We start from the raw sequence: 19138 nt of genomic DNA, 5'->3' as shown, positions 1-19138 counted from the left end.
GGGCCGTGCCGTTTTCAGCGTTCGGCTGTTGATTGCGCCGTCAATGGTGCCGAAAACAGATCGAGTTGCGGATTCACCCGGGGCGCCGCCGTACTGGTCGATGGCGGAGCGGTGTCTTTTCCCGACGCGCCGTTTGCCGTGCTGCCCGTTTGCGTGCGCTTGTCCCTGCGCGCCAACGCGTCGAGGCGTGCGGGACTGCTCGCAAAGAGATCGGTGCGCAGCGGTGGACGGGACGCATTCAAGCCATACCGTCGGCATGCCATCGTGAAGCGTTGCGCCAATAGCTCGGCGAACAGGCCCGTGCCGCGCATCCGCTGACCGAACGTGGCGTCGTAATGGCGGCCGCCCCGCATCTGTTCAATCAGGCTCAGCACATGTCGCCGTCGATCCGGGTAATGCGTATCGAGCCAGGCCACGAATAGATCGCGCACCTCGAGCGGGAGTCGCAGCATGACATAGCCGGCATGTTGTGCGCCCGCTCGCGCGGCCTCCTGGAGGACGTGCTCGACGTCGAAATCCGTCAGCGCAGGGATCACCGGTGCGACGACCACGCCACAGGGAATGCCACGCGCCTGCAATTGTCGTATCGCCTCGATGCGACGCGGTGGCGTGCTGGCGCGCGGTTCGAGCTTGCGCGCAATCTCGGCGTCCAAGGTACCGATCGACATGAATACGCGAACCAGACCCATCGCTGCCATTCGCTCCAGGATGTCGATATCGCGGACGACCAAGGCGGATTTCGTGGTGATGGCGATCGGATGGCGGTACGCCTCGGCGAGGGCCAGCACGTCGCGGGTGATGCGATAGGTCTTTTCGATCGGTTGATACGGGTCCGTGTTGGCGCCCAATGCCAGGACGTCCGCGCGATAGCCCGGCTTGTCGAACGCCTCGCGCAGTTTTTCGACGGCATTGGTCTTGACGAAAAGCTTGGTTTCGAAATCGATACCCGGCGACAAATCCAGATACGCATGCGTGGGCCGTGCGAAACAATACACGCAGCCGTGCTCGCAGCCGCGATACGCATTCAACGACCGATCGAAGGGAATGTCGGGGGAGGTATTACGGGCAATAATCGTCCGCGCCGTCTCCGTCGTGACCGTCGTCTGTAGCCGAATCATCGGCTTCTCGAGACAGGTCTCCACGGCCGTCCGGGCTTCGCGGGAGCCGCTGGCGTCGTCCGCTTCGTCGCCTGCGGCATCCCACGTTTGTCCTATGTCGTCTTGACGGCAATGCGGGTCCGCCTCGCGCGACCAGCTCTGGAAGCGCGGCACGGGATTGCTGACGGCGCCTCGGCCGCGGGCCTTGGTGCTTCCCCTGTCGGGATGGAACGGCGCCGCGACGGTGCCTCTGCGCGCGACGGCGCGGCGTTCGGCGTCGATTGCAGACCTGTCCGGCGCCGTGGACCCACGCGATCGTCCGCCGCCTGGATTGCCGTCGCCTACGTCGTTTCGTTTGCCGTTGCTGTTTTCCATCGCCTGCCGTCCGTGTCGTGCTCGCGCATCGGCGCGCAGTCATCAACGGATACTGTATGGGTATACAGTATTTTGCGCAAGAGGCCCGCGTTTTGGCTTGGCCATTCGACCAGTAGCGATGTGCCTGGGGATCTGTCTCTCGGTCGCAACGTTCCGTTGCGCACACGCTGCGGTCAGGGCGCGGGCGATGAGGGGCGGGAGCGCGGTGAATGCCGGGCTGGCCTGGGACAAGGGGCCTTGCTAGGGCTGCGCGCGCACTAAGTGTTTGGTAGCTAGCCGAATTCCCGCTATAATCGCGTGTTTCACGCTGCACACACACCAGATTTCTAGGAATTCAGTATGGTCATCATCCGCCTGTCCCGCGGTGGCGCGAAGAAGCGCCCGTTCTACAACATCGTTGCGACCGATTCGCGTAATCGTCGCGACGGCCGTTTCATCGAGCGCATCGGGTTCTACAACCCGGTCGCGCAAAAGGGTGAAACGCTGCGTATCGCTCAAGACCGCCTGACGTACTGGGTTGGCACGGGTGCACAATTGTCGCCGGCAGTCGCGCGTCTGGCGAAGGAAGCCGCTAAGGCAACCGTCGCCGCAGCGCCGGCAGCAGCTTAATAGAAGCTGGTGCAGGTTTGACGTCGTCGTCAGGATCGAACGTGCCCGATTTCGGCGCTTTTCGTCCGCGTCCGGCAAAAGGGGGCGTGGCGGAGAAATCCGTCGATGCGTCGCCGAACGCTGAGCGCGATGCCGAGCAGTCCGGCGATGCTGTCGCATCGATGGAAGTCGCGTCGTTCGCGCTTCCGGACGATCTGATCGAGGTCGGTGTGATCGGGCAGGCGTACGGTGTACGCGGTCAGGTCAAGGTGTTCCCGCATGCGGGCGCCCCCGATGGCGATGCCGCCATGCTGAATGCGCGGCATTGGTGGTTGCGGGGTCCGCGTGACGCGGCGCCTCGGCGCTTGGCCGTCCGCGGTCCACGCGTGCACAGCGGCGCGATTGCTGCGTCGATTGCCGGTTGCGACGATCGGGATGCGGCGATGGCCTTGAAGGGGACCGCGGTGCTGGTGCGCCGCGCGGACTTTCCGGCCTTGCCCGACGGCGAGTATTACTGGGTCGATCTGATCGATCTGGCGGTGGTGAACCCGGCTGGGACGGCGTTGGGCCGGGTCCGCGACCTGATGGACAATGGCGCCCACTCGGTCCTGCGTGTGGTGTACGACGCGCAGGACGCCGACGGTCTGACGGTCGAGCGCGAGCGTTTGATTCCGTTCGTCGATGCGTATTTGCGTGAGGTCGATCTGCCCGGCAAGCGCATCGTCGTCGATTGGGATGTCGATTATTGATACCCCGCAACGCGGCGTGTCGGCATCGCCCGAAGGGGCGGCGGCACGACCGGCGGAGACAGGCATGCGGTTCGACGTGCTGACGCTGTTCCCGGAAATGTTCCGCGCGCTGACCGACTGGGGCGTCACGTCCCGGGCGGTCAAGCAGGGGCGTTACGCGCTGCACACCTGGAATCCGCGTGATTTCACGGTGGACTCGCACCGTACGGTCGATGATCGACCCTATGGTGGGGGCCCCGGCATGGTGATGCTGGCGCGGCCGTTGGAAGCGGCAATTGCAGCCGCGAAAGCGGCGCAGCAGGCGGAAGGTCGGCCCACGCCGCGTGTGGTGATGTTGTCGCCGCAAGGCGCGCCGTTGACGCATCGCCGTGTCACGTCGCTCGCGACCGAGCCGGGTCTGGTGTTGCTGTGCGGCCGGTACGAAGCGGTGGACCAGCGTTTGTTGGATCGCTGCGTGGACGAGGAAATCAGCGTTGGCGACTTCGTCCTGTCGGGCGGGGAGCTGCCGGCAATGGCGCTGATGGATGCCGTCATTCGCTTGCTGCCTGGCGTGCTGGGCGATGCGCAATCGGCGCAGCAGGATAGTTTTGTCGACGGTTTGTTGGATTGTCCGCACTACACGCGTCCCGAGGAATACGAAGGCATGCGGGTGCCGGACATTTTGTTGGGCGGGCACCATGCGCAGATCATTGCATGGCGCCGCCAGCGAGCGTTGTCGAAAACCCGGGCGCGGCGCCCGGATCTGATCGATGCCGCTCGTCGTGACGGATTGTTGAGCAAGGCCGATGAGGCCTGGCTCGCCAATCCGGCGTCTGCCGATTCAGCATAAGGGCTCGGTGTTATTCCGAGACATGTGTCTGGATGGTGGGCGCCGGACTACGGCGGCAGGAAGACTTTCCTGCCGGTTTCCCATCCTCTGCCGGGGCCTGCGCTCAGCGCGGTATACAACGTCGGCACGATGGTTTAAGGAGTTAATATGAATCTGATCGATCAACTCGAACAAGAAGAAATCGCACGCGCTCTGGGCGAAAAGACCATTCCGGAATTCGCACCGGGTGATACGGTCGTCGTGAGCGTGAACGTTGTCGAAGGCACGCGTAAGCGGGTCCAGGCATACGAAGGCGTCGTGATTGCCAAGCGTAATCGCGGCCTGAATTCGTCGTTCATCGTCCGTAAGATTTCGTCGGGTGAAGGCGTCGAGCGTACGTTCCAAACGTACTCGCCGCAATTGGCCAGCATCGTCGTCAAGCGTCGTGGTGACGTGCGTCGTGCGAAGCTGTACTACCTGCGCGACCTGTCGGGCAAGAAGGCACGTATCAAGGAAAAGCTGGTCCGCAAGGACACGGCGGCAGCTGCGGCGGAGTAAGCCACAGTGTCCCGGGACAGCGTTCTCGGGACGGCCTTGCGGGAGGGTGCGAGCGATCGCGCCTCTCGTCCAGGGCCGGTATGCGGTATTTGGCAAAGGCACCTCAGGGTGCCTTTGTGCGTTTCATAAACGAAGATCGATCCCGATGCCCCATCGCCTGCTATTCGATCCCGCGCTGTTGCCCATCGAGGCGTTCGATGCCTCCGGCGCGGCGCCACTCGCTCCCGTGCCGCTCGCCGAGCTGGACGCGGATGCGCTGCGCCGACGCTTTTCTGCCGCGGCCTCGCTGCGCTGGGCGCCAGAGCAGGCGGAGGCGGCATGGCGTGGCGATCCGGAGCGCCGCACGGGACTCCGCGCGGCCGCGGTGTTGGTGCCCATGGTCACGCGCGAAGCAGGGTTGACGGTGCTGCTGACGCACCGCGCCGCGCATCTGACGGACCATGCGGGGCAGATCTCGTTTCCCGGTGGGCGATGCGATCCGGAGGACCGGGACGTTACCGCCACTGCCTTGCGCGAGGCATGGGAAGAAATCGCACTCGATGCGCGGCATGTCGAGCCGCTGGGTACGATGCCCGAATATGTGACCGGGACCGGTTATGCGGTGACACCGGTCGTCGCCTTGGTTCATCCGCCGTTCGACGTGCATCCGGCCGAACGCGAGGTGGCCGAATGCTTCGAAGTGCCGCTGGCTTTCCTGATGGACCCATCGAATCATCAACTGCGCGTCTATCAGCCGCCTGCGCCGCAGCCCGGTGTCACGCCGTCCCAGGATCCGTCGGCAAACGTCGCGCGACGTTTCTTCTCCATGCCGTATCCGCGTAGCGACGGCGAGGGCGAGCACTTCATCTGGGGCGCCACCGCAGGGATGTTGCGAAACCTATACCGCTTCCTTTCGGCCTAGCGTGAATGACGCCGTCGAATGTAACATTTGATGTTATTGTTACGACCACATCGGCGAGGGCGATTGCGGTTCGCGGGATAAGACGACGGCTAGCCGGGACGTCTGCCGATGCGGTTCAGTATGCTCTGTCTTACGATTTGTGCAGCCGATAGCATGACTTTCTTTTCTGTACTCATTGCCCTGGTCCTCGAGCAATTTCGTGCGCTCGACTCGAATAACGCCGTCGCGCGTTTGCTACGTCGCCACGCCGAGCGCATGGGGCGCGGCATGGACGGCGGCCGCGGCAAGCACGGCATGCTCGCCTGGTTCGGCGTCGTCGTGCCGTGGACCGTGGGCGTCGGCGCCATTTACTATCTGCTGTGGCATGTGAGCTTCGTGCTCGCCTTTGCCTGGAATGTCGCAGTCTTGTATCTGACGCTCGGATTCCGCCAATTCAGTCACTACTTCACCGATATCCAGGTAGCACTCAATAACGACGACGTGCCGCTCGCACGCGAGTTGTTGCAGACCTGGACCGGGATGGAAACCAGCGAGATGCCGGTGAGTGAGATCGTGCGGAACACGCTTATCTACGCGGTCATTGCATCGCACCGGCATGTTTTCGGCGTCTTCTTCTGGTTCCTGATTCCGGTGGGGCCGGCCGGTGCCGTCTGCTATCGGATTGCGTCGCATCTGGCCGCGACGTGGACCGAGACGTCCGCCGAGCGTAGTCCCGCCTTCTCGAATTTCGCGCGTCGTGCCTTCTTTTATATCGATTGGCTTCCGGCGCGGCTGACTGCGCTGGGTTTTGCCATCGTCGGGAATTTCGAGGATGCGGTCTACGCCTGGCGCCACTATGGCGGCGTCTGGGCCGACACGAACGAAGGCGTGCTTCTAGCGGCGGGTAGCGGTGCGCTGGGCGCCCGCTTGGTCGAGCCGCAGGCCGAGCCGGTGGCGACGGAGTCGTTCGGCACGCTGGATACGATGCTCGATCCCTACAATCGGCCCACGCCGTTGCCGGTGGGCGAGGACTGCACACCCCGGACGCTACGCTCGGCAGTCGGTCTGGTCTGGCGCGCGGTGATTCTGTGGATGATCCTGTTGCTGATGATCACGCTATCGGTCTGGTTGGCATAATCTTGATCCCGCGCACCGGCGCGACCGCGAATGAGGCCATTGCGCGTCATCCGCCGCCGCGCTCGGGTTTAGCGGACGATCGGGCTTAGCGGACGACCTGGTTCGTCTCGTGTACCAGTTGCGCATAGAGCGCATGCCGGTTCGGCGCGATGCGACCGTCTTCCACCGCTTCCAGGATCGCGCAACCCGGCTCGTGCAGATGCCGGCAGTTGTAGAAACGGCAACCACCCAGCAGCGGACGAAAGTCCGGCAGCGCGCGTTCCAAGGTGCCTTCGGTGAGATGATGCAGGCCGAACTCCTGGAATCCCGGCGAGTCCAGCAGGGCCGTCGGCGCATCGTCGCCGTCTGCCACGGCCGGCAAGGCATAGCGGCGGGTGAAGGTGGTCGTGTGCTTACCGGCATGCAGCGCCGCTGAAATCTCGCGCGTCGCGGCTTCCGCACCGGGGACCAGCACATTGATCAGCGTCGATTTTCCCATTCCCGACTGTCCCAGCAGCAGCGTCGTGCGTCCGGCCAATGCTGGTGTCAAGGTCGCGTGTGCGCCTTCGGGATCCGCGCCGGCCGACAATTCGAAAACCCGGTAACCGAGCGCGACATAGGGCGCGAGACGGCCCCGCGCATGCGCCAGCGCATCGGTAACGTCCACCTTGTTGAGGATGATGCAGGCGTCCAGGCCATGTGCATCGGCGGCGACCAAGGCACGCCCCAGCAGGTCCTCGCTGAAATGCGGCTCCGTGGCCACGACGATGGCAATCTGATCGAGGTTGGCCGCGAACAGCTTGGATTTGTATTGATCGGAGCGGTACAGCAGGTTCCGACGCGGCAACACCGCGTCGATGACGCCCTGGTCGGCCGACTGGCGCACGACGCTGACGCGGTCGTTGACCGCGACATCGCTTTTCTTGCCGCGCGGAAATGCCTGGGTCAACGCACTGCCATCGTCGGGCGCGACCACGTAGTGTCGGCCGTGGGCGGCGATGACCGTTCCTTCGAACGTTTCCTGAGGTGCCGTACGGGCAGGGACTTGCTTAGGTTGCGCCACGAATACCTTCCAACTGCAGCAGGCGGTCGATGCGCTGCGATGCGGGGGGATGCGAATAATAGAAAGCCGAGTACATCGGGTCCGGCGTCAGCGTCGACGCATTGTCCTGATACAGCTTGACCAGCGCGTTGACGAGATCCTGCGCGCGCGTCTGGTCCGCCGCAAACGCGTCGGCTTCGAACTCGTGCTTGCGGGAGGTCAGGGCGCTCAACGGACCGGCGAAAAACAGGAAAACCGGCGCGATCAGGAAAAACAACAGCAGGGCGAGCCCGGCATTGCCGGCGCCGCTGTCGTCCGGCGTCACATGCAGATCCGTGTAGAACCACGTCTGCTGCATCAACCAACCCAACAAGGCCAGCAACGCCAGGCTGATGCCGAAGGTCGCCACCATGCGTTTGATGACATGGCGGCGCTTGAAGTGGCCCAGCTCATGCGCCAATACGGCTTCGATCTCATCGCCGGACAAACGCGAAATCAGCGTGTCGAAAAAGACGATGCGCTTTGCCGCGCCAAAGCCGGTGAAATAGGCATTGCCATGCGCCGAACGGCGGCTGCCGTCCATGACGAACAGCCCCTTTGCCGCAAAGCCGCAGCGTTGCAGCAGGGACTCGATTCGGATCCGCAGCGCGTCGTCATCCAAGGGCTTGAATTTGTTGAACATCGGCGCGATCAAGGTGGGATAGAGCACCAGCACCAGGACATTGAAGCCGACCCAGACGGCCCAGGCATATAGCCACCACAAGGCGCCGGCGCGGGCCATCAGCCAGAGCACGACGAGCAACAGGGGCAGGCCCAGCACGGTGCCGATCGCCGTCGATTTGATCAGATCGGCGAAAAACACGCCGGGTGTCATCTTGTTGAAGCCGAAGCGCTCCTCCACCACGAAGTGTCGGAGATAGTCGAAGGGCAGATCCACCAGGCTCGTGATCGCCACCACGACGCCGATCAATACGACCTGCTGCACGATGCCATGACCGAGCAGGCCCGAGAGCCAGATGTCGAGGGTACCGGTGCCGCCGCCCAGCGTCAGCAGGGCCAGCACGACGGCGCCGGCGACGACTTCCGTGGCGCTCAATTTGGCAAGGGCGACCGTGTAGTCGGCGGCACGTTGGTGCGAGCGCAGCGGGATCGTGTCGACGAAGCGGGCCGGCACGCTGGCACGGTGTGCGGCGACGTGGCGAATCTGGCGCAGGCCGAGCCACAGTTTGGTGGCAACCATCGCAGCCAGGGCGATGGCGAACAAGATCGAGAACATGACAAAGCGTCCGTCAAATTACGCAACATCGTGCGCTGAACTGCCCCGTCGCGGCTGCCAGCCGCGTGATTTACAGGGCGGAGGTGGGCATATCACAGACCGTATGGCACTATGCGGGAATTATCGTTTCTTCGCTACTGTCGCCGTCATGTCCGTTCCTTCGTCTGAAACACCGGGCGCATCGTCGCCCTCCGAGTCCGCTTCCGCGCCCGTGACACTTGCGCGCAGCGAGTTCAACCTTGTCTGGGTCGACATGGAGATGACCGGTCTGTTCCCGGACACCGATCGCATCATCGAAATTGCCGTGGTCGTGACCGATCCGCAACTGCAGATTCTGGTGGAGGGCCCGGTGCTCGCCATCCACCAATCGGATGCGGCGTTGGACGCGATGGACGACTGGAACAAGAATACGCACGGCCGTTCGGGCCTGATCGATCGCGTCAAGGCATCGACCGTGTCCGAAGCGGACGCGATCGCCCAGATTCGCGCCTTCCTTGGGCAATACGTGCCGCCGGGCAAGTCGCCGATGTGCGGCAATTCGATTTGCCAGGACCGTCGCTTCATGGCGCGCTGGATGCCCGAACTGGAGGACTTCTTCCATTATCGCAATCTGGACGTCAGCACGCTGAAGGAACTGGTACGCCGCTGGCGCCCGGACTTGATGAAGGGCTTCCAGAAGCGGGCGATGCATACGGCGCTTGCCGACATCGTCGAATCGATCGACGAATTGAAGTACTACCGCCAGCATTTCCTCCGCGCCGACGCGCCCGTCGCCTAAAGCGGGGCGCATCGTCGGCCGCCGCTTCAGGCGTCCGGTTTGGCGCGGCGTGCCGACTTCGGCCGAAAGGCGTCGACGACGGCAGCTTGGGTCTCCATATACGGGCCACCGATCAGGTCGACGCAGTACGGTATCGCCGCGAAAATGCCCGGGACCTTGAGAGTCCCATCGGCTTCGCGTAATCCTTCCAACGTTTCCTTGATCGACTTCGGCTGCCCCGGCAGGTTGACGATCAACGCCGCGTGCGTGTCGGTCTCCCGAATCACGGCGACCTGCCGCGACAGGATCGCCGTCGGCACGAAAGCCAGGCTGATCTGGCGCATCTGCTCGCCAAAGCCCGGCATCGTCTTTGTCCCTACTGCAAGTGTGGCCTCCGGCGTCACGTCCCGACGGGACGGCCCGGTGCCGCCGGTGGTCAGCACGAGATCGCATTCGAGCTGATCGACAAGCTCGATCAGTGTCGCCGAGATGGCGGGAATCTCGTCCGGGATCAGGCGTGTTTCGATACGGAAGGGGCTGCGCAACGCTGCTGCCAGCCATTCCGTCAGGGCCGGGATGCCGGCATCCTGATAGGTGCCGGCGCTGGCCCGATCACTGATCGAGACCAGACCGATCACGACTTCATCCGGATGGCTGCGGCCGGGGCGCAACACTTTAGCGCTCGGCGCGCCCGATGCGTCAGTCGCGGTCGTCGAAATCGTCATCGTCGTCCTCGTCGCTGTCTGCGTCATCCGTTTCCTCGTCGCTACCGCCGCCCTCGTGCGCCTCATGGGCGGCCTTCACCCATTGGAACAGTTCGCGGTAGTAACGCGGCGAGCCTTGCTGCTGGCCTTCGCGGCGCGCATTGCGGATCAGCGTGCGGCCCTGCTGCACGTCGGCTTCCGGGTAGCGTTGCATGAAGTCGGTCAGCGCCTCGTCGGATTCGATCAGCACGTCGCGCCACCGTTCGATGGCGTGCAGCTTGACTGTCTCAGCGCGGCTGATGCCCCGGATCTTGTCGAGCGTCTGCCGCAACGCGGCCACATCCTCGTCGTCCAGGCGTCGCATGACCTTGCCGACGAACTGCAGTTGTCGGCGACGGCCTTCGTGGTCAGAGATTCGACGTGTTTCCGTGAGGGCGTCGAACAGCGCTTCAGGCAGCGGCAATTTGCGGAAGGCCTCTTTTGGCAGTTCCGCTAATTCTTTGCCCAATTTCTGAAGCGCGGTCATATCGCGCTTGAGTTGTGTTTTACTGGGCCGGTCATAGACCGGTTGACCATCAGGACCCAGCGGGCTTTCGGGGAGTTCATTGGGCCGGCCGGCTTCCCCTGCACGGCTGGCGTTTCGTTTGCGAGTCATTCGCGAATTGTACAGACCCAGCGCGCCCCTGTGCGGGTTGGCAGGGTTTGATATGATCGGGCGATGGCCGCCTGGTCCCTATCCAGGCTTCCGAGGAGATACGTCAACCCATGCCTGCAGCTCATACGTCCAAGACCTCGCGTTTGTTCCCGCATTCCCAGGACCAGTTGAAGGGGATCGCCAGCGATATCCTGAAGTACGCGAAGGAAATCGGCGGCACCGATGCCGCCACCGAAATTTCGGAAAGCGACGGCCTGTCCGTCAGCGTACGCCGTGGCCAGGTAGAGACGATCGAGCACAACCGCGATAAATCCGTCGGTGTCACGGTGTTCATCGGCAACCGTCGCGGCAACGCCAGCACGTCCGATTTCACGGCGAAGGCCTTGCGCGACACGGTCGCCGCCGCTTACAACATCGCCCGCTTTACCGCCGAAGACGACTGCGCCGGCCTGGCCGAGGAAGCGTTGCTCGAAACGGCCCCGCGCGATCTCGACCTGTTCCACCCGTGGGATCTGCAGGCGGAAGCCGCCGTCGAGATTGCCCGGCGGGCCGAACAGGCAGCGTTCGACGTCGATCCGCATATCGAAAATTCCGACGGCGCGACGGTGGCGGCGCAGCATTCGCAGTTCGTGCTGGCCACCAGTCGGGGCTTTATCGGCGGTTACCCGGTGTCGCGGCATTTTGTCTCGTGCGCCCCGATCGCCGGGCTGAACGGCCAGATGCAGCGCGACGACTGGCATTCGGTCAAGCGTAACGCCGATCAGTTGAGCGCGCCGGAGAAGATCGGTCGCTACGCTGCCGAGCGCGCTTTGTCGCGACTGGGCGCGCGGCCGATCGATACGCGCAAGGCGCCGGTGTTGTTCGAGGCACCGATCGCGATGGGCCTGATCGGGTCCTTGACGCAGGCCGTGGGCGGGGGCGCCTTATATCGCAAGGCGACTTTTCTGCTCGATAGCCTCGATCGTCCGGTATTGGCCGATCACATCAGCATCACCGAGGATCCGTTCGTCGTCGGTGCCATGGGCAGCGCGCCGTTCGACGACGAAGGGGTGCGCGTCACCAAGCGCGCCTTCGTCGAGGACGGCATCCTGCGCGGCTATTTCCTGTCGACGTATTCGGCGCGAAAGCTCGGCATGCCGACCACCGGCAACGCCGGCGGCGCGCATAACCTGACGATTCGCAGCAAGCTGACCCAGCCGGGTGACGATCTCGACGCGATGTTGCGCAAACTCGGCACCGGCCTGCTGGTGACCGATCTGATGGGCCAGGGCGTCAATCTAATCACCGGCGATTACTCGCGCGGCGCATCGGGTTTCTGGGTCGAAAACGGCAAGATCCAGTATCCGGTCGAGGAAATCACGATCGCCGGCAATCTGGGCGATATGCTGCGGCATATCGTGGCCGTCGGCGCCGACGAGCTGGTGCGCGGCAATAAAACCTGCGGTTCGATCCTGATCGAAAAGATGACGATCGCGGGTCGCGCCTAAGGACGGTCAGCGACGGCGATACGTGACAAAGGCATAGCCCAGCCGGGTCGAGCCGTCGTCGCGCGTCAGGGCCGGATGGCTATCGCGGCCCGTTTCCTCCCAGACGGCGGGATCCGGGGCGGCGAAATGCGCGTCGCCTTCGACGTCGGCATCCACTTCGGTGATCAGCAGGCGCTGCGCCAGCCCGATGCCTTCCGCATACAGCTGCGCGCCGCCGATCAGAAACACCTCCGATACGCCATCGCTTGCACAGGCGTCGAGGGCCTGCTCCAGGCTGTTTACGGTATCGCAGCCGGCAAACTGACGCGCCGAATCGCGCGTGACCACGACATTGCGGCGCCCTGGCAACGGGCGACCGATCGACTCGTGGGTCTTCCGCCCCATGACGACCGGCGCCCCCATCGTCGTTTTCTTGAAATAGGCCAGATCCTCGGGCAGATGCCAGGGGAGTTGGTTGTCGCGCCCGATCACGCCGTTACGCGCGCGGGCGACGATCAGGGTGAGATGCGGTGCGGGTTGGGGCGTTTGCTGAGTCATGGGCGCTTCGATAAAGGCGTGGATGCCGCGGGATGTCGTTGGCCGGATATTGTAGCGCCAGAGCTTCAGCGGACCGCGCCGATCGGAATCCGCCCCGCGACGAGGAGCGGGAGTAAAATACGTCCGTCAGCTATTTCTCTACGAGTGTTCGCGCATGGACCAGCAGTACCTCGCCGTTATGCGGCAACTTCTCGAGCAGGGTCACGTCAAGGGAGACCGGACCGGTACGGGAACGCGGTCGATTTTCGGGGTGATGTATCGCCACGACCTGGCCGACGGTTTTCCGCTGCTGACGACGAAGAAGCTGCATATCCGCTCGATCCTGCATGAGCTGCTGTGGTTTCTGCGCGGCGACACCAATCTGCGCTATCTGCACGAAAACAAGGTCACGATCTGGGACGAATGGGCGACGCCGGACGGCGAATTGGGGCCGGTCTATGGTGCGCAATGGCGTCACTGGCCGAACCCGGATGGCTCGACGACGGACCAGATTGCGGCCTTGGTCGATTCGCTGACGCGTAAGCCGAACAGCCGGCGCCATATTCTGAATGCGTGGAATGTGTCCTACCTGCCCGATGAATCGCGCTCGCCGGTGGAAAACGCGGCGGCGGGCCGGATGGCGTTGCCGCCTTGCCACGTCATGTACCAGTTCAATGTGACCGACGGTCGGCTGAGCTGCATGCTGACGCAGCGATCCGGCGACTGGTTCCTGGGCGTGCCGTATAACTGCGCGTCGGTGGCGTTCCTGACGCATATGTTGGCGCAACAAGTGGGCTTGGAGCCGGGCGAGATCATTCACTCGATAGGCGATGCGCATTTGTATTCGAACCACGTCGAGCAGGCGGCGCTGCAGTTGGAGCGCGCGCCGCGCGCGCTGCCGAAGCTGAAAATCCACCGCAAGCCGGCGTCGATTCTGGATTACCGCTTCGAAGACTTCGAGATCGTCGATTATGACCCGCATCCGCATATTGCCGCGCCCATCGCTATCTGAACCGCGTGGCGCGCGTCCCATTCTGCGGAAGGGCCTGCGTCGTGCGGGCATGGCGGGCGTCCTGCTCGCCGCGACGATCGTCCTGGGCGGATGCGCGGGCAGCGGCGGGGGCGGTGCGCAAAGCGCCAACGGGATTTCGATGTACGGCACGATCGATCAGGGCGTCTCGTTTCGGAGTCGCTGAGCGGCCTGGTCTTGATGCCCGCGCATAAAAAAACGGCCCGTCGGGCCGTTTTGTATTTCGGGAGGCGCCTGGATCCGTCTGGCAGGCGTCTAGCCGGGATCAGCGCTTGCCGACCATGTCTTCCGGGCGCACCCATTCATCGAACTGCGCATCGGTGACGTGGCCAAGGGCGAGCGCGGCCGCTTTCAGCGTCGAGCCGTCCTTATGCGCTTTCTTGGCAATCTGCGCGGCCTTGTCATAGCCGATGTGCGGGTTCAGCGCCGTTACCAGCATCAACGATTCATTCATCAGCGACGTGATGCGTTCGCGATTGGGTTCGATGCCGATCGCGCAGTTGTCGTTGAAACTGCGTGCACCGTCGGCGAGCAGACGCACCGATTGCAGCACGTTGTGCGCAATCATCGGACGGAACACATTCAACTCGAAGTTGCCGCTCGCGCCGCCGAAGTTCACGGCGACGTCGTTGCCGAACACCTGGCAGCACAGCATCGTGACTGCTTCCGATTGGGTCGGATTGACCTTGCCCGGCATGATCGAGCTGCCCGGTTCGTTTTCCGGAATCGACAGTTCGCCCAGGCCGCATCGCGGACCGCTGGCGAGCCAACGGATGTCGTTGGTGATCTTCATCAGGCCCGCGGCCACCGTTTTCAACGCACCATGCGCATGCACCAGTGCATCGGCGGCAGCCATTACCTCGAACTTGTTCGGCGCGGTGACGAAGGGAAGCTTGGTCAGGCGCGCAATTTCAGCCGCCACCTTCACGGCGAATTCCGGATGCGCGTTCAGGCCGGTACCGACGGCGGTGCCACCCAGCGCCAATTCGTACAGATGCGGTTGCGCCGCTTCCGCGTGCTTGATCGCCTGGTTGAGCTGCGCGACATAGCCGGAGAACTCCTGGCCCAATGTCAGCGGCGTCGCATCTTGCAAATGGGTCCGACCGATCTTTACGATGTCGTCAAACGCCTTCGACTTTGCTTGCAGCGTGTCGCGCAACAACGCGAGGGCCGGCAACAGCGTGTTGTGTACCGCGTAGGCGGCAGCGACGTGCATCGCGGTGGGGAAGACGTCGTTCGACGACTGGCCGCGATTGACGTCATCGTTCGGGTGCACCTTGCGGGATTCGCCACGCTCTCCGCCCATCAACTCGCTCGCCCGGTTCGCCAGCACCTCGTTGAGGTTCATATTGGTCTGCGTACCGGAGCCGGTCTGCCATACCGCGAGCGGGAATTCGTCCGAGTGCTTGCCCTCGATGACCTCGTCGGCGGCGGCGATGATCGCCTTTGCGCGATCGTCCGCCAGCACGCCCAATTGCTGATTCACGGCGGCGGCGGCGCGCTTGACGATAGCCAGCGCGTGGATCATTTCCAGCGATTGCTTCTCGGTGGAAATCTTGAAATTCTGCAGGGATCGCTGCGTTTGCGCGCCCCATAGCTTGTCGGACGGCACCGCGATCTCGCCGAACGTGTCGCGTTCCATGCGGACCGCGCCGTGATCGGCGGGGTGGGAAGAAGCCTGCTTCGCGTCTGCTGTCATCATGCACTCCAGAATGCGCCGTCGTGCGACCGGTCGTCGGGCTGCCGCTGGGGGGAGCGACGCCTCGGGACGTCTCATGCTGGCGCGCAGGCACGTCGGGGCCGCGCCGGTATCACGGTGCGGCGCGTGCGTGGATCTGGCTGCGCGCAGGGTCGTTCGCTTCTTACAACTGGTTTTTCAACGGCAAGATAAAAAAGATGCCGGTCAGTACGTTCCGCCACAGCCCGGCATCGGGATCGAAGTTGTACGTCTGCAACTGGCCGTGATCGCGCGTCGTCCAGATCAACGGCGACGGTGGCGCGCCGGAGGAACCGGTTTGCGACAAGGCGTCGCGATCAGCCAGCGTCACATGGTAACTCTCATCGAGCGAAGCTGCTTTATCGAACAGGTCCGTGACCTGGGCCGCCAGTATCGGACTGTCGACTTCGATCGCCATCTCGGTATTCAGACCGGCGGAACGCGGATCGAGGTTGGGAGAGCCGATCAGCAGGATCTTGTTGTCGAACACATAGGCCTTCGCGTGCAGACTGGCGCGAGAGTGCGAGCCGATCAGACCGGGGCGGTGCTCGCCGTTGATGGCTTTGAACTCATACAGGGCCACGCCCCTTTTCAGCAAGGGCACCCGCGCCGGGGCATAGCCGGCCTGCACGGCCGGTGCATCGGTGGCGGCTAGCGAATTGGTCAATACGGAGACGTGAACGCCATTGGCCACCATCGCACCGAGGTGATCGATGCTGTCGTTGTGCGGGACGAAATACGGCGAGATGAGGATAAAACTCTGCGAGGACTGGTCCGCGAGTTGCCAGATGCGCTGCGTTGGCGGACTCACGTAGTCATCGGTCGGCGTGATGATCTTGCGCGGCGTATCGGTGAAAAAGGTCGCTTTCGCCCAGACCAACGGCGTCTGGCCGGTGCGGATCTGACGTGCCAACGGCGGTTCGTCCAAATCCGCGCCGCCCGTCATCGTCGACATTTCTTCCCAATGCTGGCGAAGTTGGGAACGCACCTTGGCGATCTTCGCTGCCTTGAAGCGCTGATTGTTCAACGCCTTCAGCGGATAGCTTTCCTCGCTGTTCCAGAAAATGTCGAAGCTGCGCGAAATATCCGGCACGATCGGCCCGACGGACAGGATGTCGATGTCGCGGAAAGTGATCGAGGGGCTGGCATCGAAGTACTCGTCGCCGACATTGCGTCCGCCGGTGATCGATGCCTGATTATCGGCAATCATCGCCTTGTTGTGCATGCGGCGCGTCAAGGTGTCGAGATGCGTGACGACATTGCCCATGCGGCGCAAGGCGCCTTCGTCGTGCGTGGCAAACGGATTGAAGACGCGGATCTCGATATTCGGCGTGGAATTCAACACCGCCATGGTCGAGTCGATGTCCTTGAAATTCATGTCGTCGATGAGCATGCGCACCCGCACGCCGCGTTCGGCGGCACGGACGGCTGCTTCGAGCAACAGCTTGCCGGTGTTGTCTTCGTTGGCGATGTAGTACTGGATATCGAGCGTGCGCGTGGCGGAGCGGGCGAGCGCGATGCGTGCCGCCAGCGCTTCCTTGCCCTGAATCAGCAGATGGAAACCGGATTCGCCGGGATGGGCGGCGCGGGCGGCGGCAAACGATGCGGCCAGCGGGGTGGGCGTATCGGGTGAGAGTGCCTGGGATTGCTGGCGAACGAAGCTGGAGGCGGCAGGGCGCGTCGTGGCGCAGCCGGTCAGGGCAAGCAATGCGGCTGCCGCCAGGATGAGCCAAAAGCGGCTTAAAAGATCAGACCCATTTTTAAAACCCGGCGCTGCCGCCGACCACTGAAACCCGTGCTGAAACCGCATATTGGCTATGTCTTTTAAATTAATCGTCGGAAAGTGGGCGCGTCGTCAGCGGGCCGTCCAATTCATTCTATGAGAAATCGCGCTTCCGATCGTGCGGCACTTCGTCGGTTGGGGCGGTCGCGCGAAATGGATCTAAGCACGGTACGTGCCGGGATGCGGATGGCGAAGATGGGAAGAACGCGAGGGGGCCTTGGCACCCCGGTCGGCGGGGCGGCCAGCTGCTTGGCGGGGGCCATGCATTGTCAGCGCACGAATAGTCGGACGGTCAGCAGCCCGAGGCTGGTGGCGCAGAGGGATCCGATCAAGTTGGCGGCGATCGATGCGATTGCCCATCCCATACGGCCGGCTTGCAGCAAGCCAACGGTTTCAGCGGAGAAGGTGGAAAACGTCGTCAAACCGCCGCAGAAGCCGGTGGTGATGAGCACACGCCAGACCGGGCTGATGGACGGTACCGCCGCGAAACTGGCGATGGCGACGCCGATGACATAGCCACCGATCAGATTGGCGGCAAGGGTGCCCATCGGCATACCGGGCAACAGTGCGTTTAGCCGAAGCGCCAGAAACCAGCGAAACAGCGCGCCGAGCGCCGATCCGATTGCAATGGCGAGGATCGATTTGCAGAGAGCGGAACTGAGCAGCGTCATAAAACGGATGCGTGAAGTGAGCGCGGCGGAATTGCCGCGAATCGCGCACATTGTGACGTCAAACTACCCTCGCCGCCATGATGCGGACAAATTGCGCGCGATGGGGTGACGACAGGGAACGTCGCTGGTAGTATATGAAACGACTACACTTCGTATATTCGAGGGCGACATGGGAATTGTCAAAATATCGGACGTCATGCATGCCAATTTGCGCGCGACGAGCGGCGCATTGGGCCGTTCGATCAATGCGCAGGCGGAACATTGGATGCGGGTCGGCATGTTGTCGGAGCTGTATCCGTCGCTGGCGTATGGCGAGATTTGCCGAATCCTGATCCAGGCGGACATGCAGGGCGCCGCGCCGGAGGGGGACGGGGCGTTGCAGGAAAACGATCAACACGCTGGCGCGGAAATCAACGCGACCACGAATAATGCTCGCCGACACGAGGCGATGGGGAAAGCAGCATGAGGGAGAAGACCAAGGTCTCGATTCGCAACGAAGCGGAGATCGCGCAGGCGGCAGCGGCGGGCGCGTTGGCGGCGGACGTGTTGCGGATGATCACGCCACACGTGAAGCCGGGCGTGACGACGGAACAGCTGGACCGGATCTGCCACGATTACATCGTCGAGGAGTTGCGGGCGATTCCGGCCAATATCGGCTATCACGGATATCAGCATACGATTTGCGCGTCGGTGAATAACGTGGTCTGTCACGGTATTCCGACATCGAAAGCGCTGAAGGACGGCGACACCGTCAATATCGACGTGGCCTTGATCAAGGATGGTTGGTATGGCGACACCAGCCGGATGTATAGCGCGGGGACGCCGAGCGTGCTGGCGAGCCGTTTGATCCGCACGACGTACGACGCGATGTGTGCAGGTATCCGTGCGGTCCGTCCGGGCGCGACGCTCGGGGATGTCGGCTTCGCGATTCAATCGGTCGCGCACGCTGCGGGCTATGGCGTGGTGCGGGAGTATTGCGGGCACGGGATCGGCACGATCTATCACGATGCGCCGCAAGTGCTGCATTACGGCCGACCGGGCGAGGGCATGACGCTGAAGGCGGGCATGATTTTCACGATCGAACCGATGATTAATGCGGGCTTGGCTGCGGTGAAGCAATTACCGGATGGATGGACCGTTGTGACCCGCGATCGTAGCCTGTCCGCACAGTGGGAACATATGGTTCTGGTGACCGACGATGGCTATCGCGTGCTGACCGAATGGCCGGATGGGGTTGGGGAGTTTGGGGCGATTTAAGCCGGCGCGATGGGTCGTTGATGAGTCGTTGCGCGGGTGCGCCTTACCGACCTCGGCGGTGCGTTTCGATCC

21 protein-coding genes are annotated in these 19138 nt (G+C 63.1%); 12 read left to right on the top strand and 9 right to left on the bottom strand.

Features of this window, described 5'->3' with window-relative positions; all coding sequences use genetic code 11:
* Positions 1–14: 14 nt before the first annotated feature.
* Positions 15–1472: a PA0069 family radical SAM protein gene (locus tag ABEG21_RS11780; RefSeq protein WP_347554780.1), complete on the bottom strand. Its 1458-nt coding sequence runs from the start codon at positions 1470–1472 to the stop codon at positions 15–17.
* A 339-nt stretch (positions 1473–1811) separates the two neighbouring features.
* Between ABEG21_RS11780 and rpsP the strand changes: the two genes are divergently transcribed.
* The 6 genes from rpsP to ABEG21_RS11750 all read left to right on the top strand — a co-directional run bounded on the left by rpsP (position 1812) and on the right by ABEG21_RS11750 (position 6192).
* Positions 1812–2081 carry a 30S ribosomal protein S16 gene (gene rpsP, locus ABEG21_RS11775; protein ID WP_024901608.1) on the top strand — a complete coding sequence of 90 codons (270 nt, stop codon included), beginning with the start codon at positions 1812–1814 and terminating at the stop codon, positions 2079–2081.
* A 41-nt stretch (positions 2082–2122) separates the two neighbouring features.
* Positions 2123–2809, top strand: coding sequence for a ribosome maturation factor RimM (gene rimM / locus ABEG21_RS11770; RefSeq protein WP_347554779.1), 687 nt, complete (start codon positions 2123–2125; stop codon positions 2807–2809).
* 64 nt (positions 2810–2873) lie between these two features.
* Positions 2874–3638, top strand: coding sequence for a tRNA (guanosine(37)-N1)-methyltransferase TrmD (gene trmD, locus ABEG21_RS11765; RefSeq protein WP_347556753.1), 765 nt, complete (start codon positions 2874–2876; stop codon positions 3636–3638).
* Between the two features lie 147 nt (positions 3639–3785).
* The gene (gene rplS, locus ABEG21_RS11760) at positions 3786–4175 is read left to right on the top strand and encodes a 50S ribosomal protein L19 (protein ID WP_347554778.1); all 390 of its coding nucleotides are present in this window, start codon (positions 3786–3788) and stop codon (positions 4173–4175) included.
* Between the two features lie 145 nt (positions 4176–4320).
* Positions 4321–5076, top strand: a complete 756-nt coding sequence (locus ABEG21_RS11755; protein WP_347554777.1) for a CoA pyrophosphatase — start codon at positions 4321–4323, stop codon at positions 5074–5076.
* Between the two features lie 153 nt (positions 5077–5229).
* Positions 5230–6192 (top strand): CobD/CbiB family protein, encoded by a 963-nt coding sequence (locus tag ABEG21_RS11750; protein ID WP_347554776.1) that lies wholly within the window; start codon positions 5230–5232, stop codon positions 6190–6192.
* Positions 6193–6277: 85 nt separating this feature from the next.
* Here the strand turns inward: ABEG21_RS11750 and rsgA are convergent, their stop codons facing one another.
* Positions 6278–7234 (bottom strand): ribosome small subunit-dependent GTPase A, encoded by a 957-nt coding sequence (gene rsgA / locus ABEG21_RS11745; protein ID WP_347554775.1) that lies wholly within the window; start codon positions 7232–7234, stop codon positions 6278–6280.
* Positions 7221–8489 (bottom strand): M48 family metallopeptidase, encoded by a 1269-nt coding sequence (locus tag ABEG21_RS11740; RefSeq protein ID WP_347554774.1) that lies wholly within the window; start codon positions 8487–8489, stop codon positions 7221–7223. The genes rsgA and ABEG21_RS11740 overlap by 14 nt, the downstream gene beginning before the upstream one ends.
* Before the next feature lie 148 nt (positions 8490–8637).
* Here ABEG21_RS11740 and orn point away from each other — a divergent pair, with 148 nt between their 5' ends.
* A complete protein-coding gene (gene orn / locus ABEG21_RS11735) occupies positions 8638–9267 on the top strand; it encodes an oligoribonuclease (RefSeq protein ID WP_347554773.1) in 630 nt (209 codons plus the stop codon).
* Positions 9268–9293: 26 nt separating this feature from the next.
* On the opposite strand, the gene mog is transcribed toward orn, so the two are convergent.
* Together mog and yjgA are read right to left on the bottom strand one after the other, a co-directional pair.
* Positions 9294–9917, bottom strand: a complete 624-nt coding sequence (gene mog / locus ABEG21_RS11730) for a molybdopterin adenylyltransferase (RefSeq protein ID WP_347556752.1) — start codon at positions 9915–9917, stop codon at positions 9294–9296.
* A gap of 28 nt (positions 9918–9945) precedes the next feature.
* The gene (gene yjgA, locus ABEG21_RS11725) at positions 9946–10605 is read right to left on the bottom strand and encodes a ribosome biogenesis factor YjgA (RefSeq protein WP_347554772.1); all 660 of its coding nucleotides are present in this window, start codon (positions 10603–10605) and stop codon (positions 9946–9948) included.
* A gap of 110 nt (positions 10606–10715) precedes the next feature.
* On the opposite strand from yjgA, the gene pmbA reads away from it, so the two are divergent.
* Entirely contained in the window at positions 10716–12092 is a 1377-nt protein-coding gene (gene pmbA, locus ABEG21_RS11720) for a metalloprotease PmbA (protein ID WP_347554771.1), read from the top strand.
* A gap of 6 nt (positions 12093–12098) precedes the next feature.
* On the opposite strand, the gene ABEG21_RS11715 is transcribed toward pmbA, so the two are convergent.
* Positions 12099–12629, bottom strand: a complete 531-nt coding sequence (locus tag ABEG21_RS11715; RefSeq protein ID WP_347554770.1) for a dihydrofolate reductase — start codon at positions 12627–12629, stop codon at positions 12099–12101.
* Positions 12630–12783: 154 nt separating this feature from the next.
* Between ABEG21_RS11715 and ABEG21_RS11710 the strand changes: the two genes are divergently transcribed.
* Both ABEG21_RS11710 and ABEG21_RS11705 read left to right on the top strand, forming a co-directional pair.
* Positions 12784–13620, top strand: coding sequence for a thymidylate synthase (locus ABEG21_RS11710; protein ID WP_347554769.1), 837 nt, complete (start codon positions 12784–12786; stop codon positions 13618–13620).
* Positions 13580–13804 carry a hypothetical protein gene (locus ABEG21_RS11705; protein WP_347554768.1) on the top strand — a complete coding sequence of 75 codons (225 nt, stop codon included), beginning with the start codon at positions 13580–13582 and terminating at the stop codon, positions 13802–13804. The genes ABEG21_RS11710 and ABEG21_RS11705 overlap by 41 nt, the downstream gene beginning before the upstream one ends.
* Positions 13805–13903: 99 nt before the next feature.
* On the opposite strand, the gene fumC is transcribed toward ABEG21_RS11705, so the two are convergent.
* From fumC to crcB, 3 genes are all read right to left on the bottom strand, one after another.
* Positions 13904–15337, bottom strand: coding sequence for a class II fumarate hydratase (fumC, locus tag ABEG21_RS11700; protein WP_347556751.1), 1434 nt, complete (start codon positions 15335–15337; stop codon positions 13904–13906).
* 163 nt (positions 15338–15500) lie between these two features.
* Positions 15501–17165, bottom strand: a complete 1665-nt coding sequence (locus ABEG21_RS11695; RefSeq protein ID WP_347554767.1) for a phospholipase D family protein — start codon at positions 17163–17165, stop codon at positions 15501–15503.
* A gap of 242 nt (positions 17166–17407) precedes the next feature.
* The gene (gene crcB, locus ABEG21_RS11690; protein ID WP_347554766.1) at positions 17408–17809 is read right to left on the bottom strand and encodes a fluoride efflux transporter CrcB; all 402 of its coding nucleotides are present in this window, start codon (positions 17807–17809) and stop codon (positions 17408–17410) included.
* A gap of 169 nt (positions 17810–17978) precedes the next feature.
* Between crcB and ABEG21_RS11685 the strand changes: the two genes are divergently transcribed.
* The gene (locus tag ABEG21_RS11685) at positions 17979–18275 is read left to right on the top strand and encodes a ParD-like family protein (RefSeq protein ID WP_347554765.1); all 297 of its coding nucleotides are present in this window, start codon (positions 17979–17981) and stop codon (positions 18273–18275) included.
* Positions 18272–19066 (top strand): type I methionyl aminopeptidase, encoded by a 795-nt coding sequence (gene map / locus ABEG21_RS11680; protein ID WP_347554764.1) that lies wholly within the window; start codon positions 18272–18274, stop codon positions 19064–19066. The genes ABEG21_RS11685 and map overlap by 4 nt, the downstream gene beginning before the upstream one ends.
* Positions 19067–19138: the final 72 nt, after the last annotated feature.

The sequence above is a fragment of the Robbsia sp. KACC 23696 genome (assembly GCF_039852015.1).
Taxonomy (GTDB): Bacteria; Pseudomonadota; Gammaproteobacteria; order Burkholderiales; family Burkholderiaceae; genus Robbsia.
Note: the sequence above shows the minus strand (reverse complement) of the source record. Positions and strands in the feature narration are given on the sequence as shown.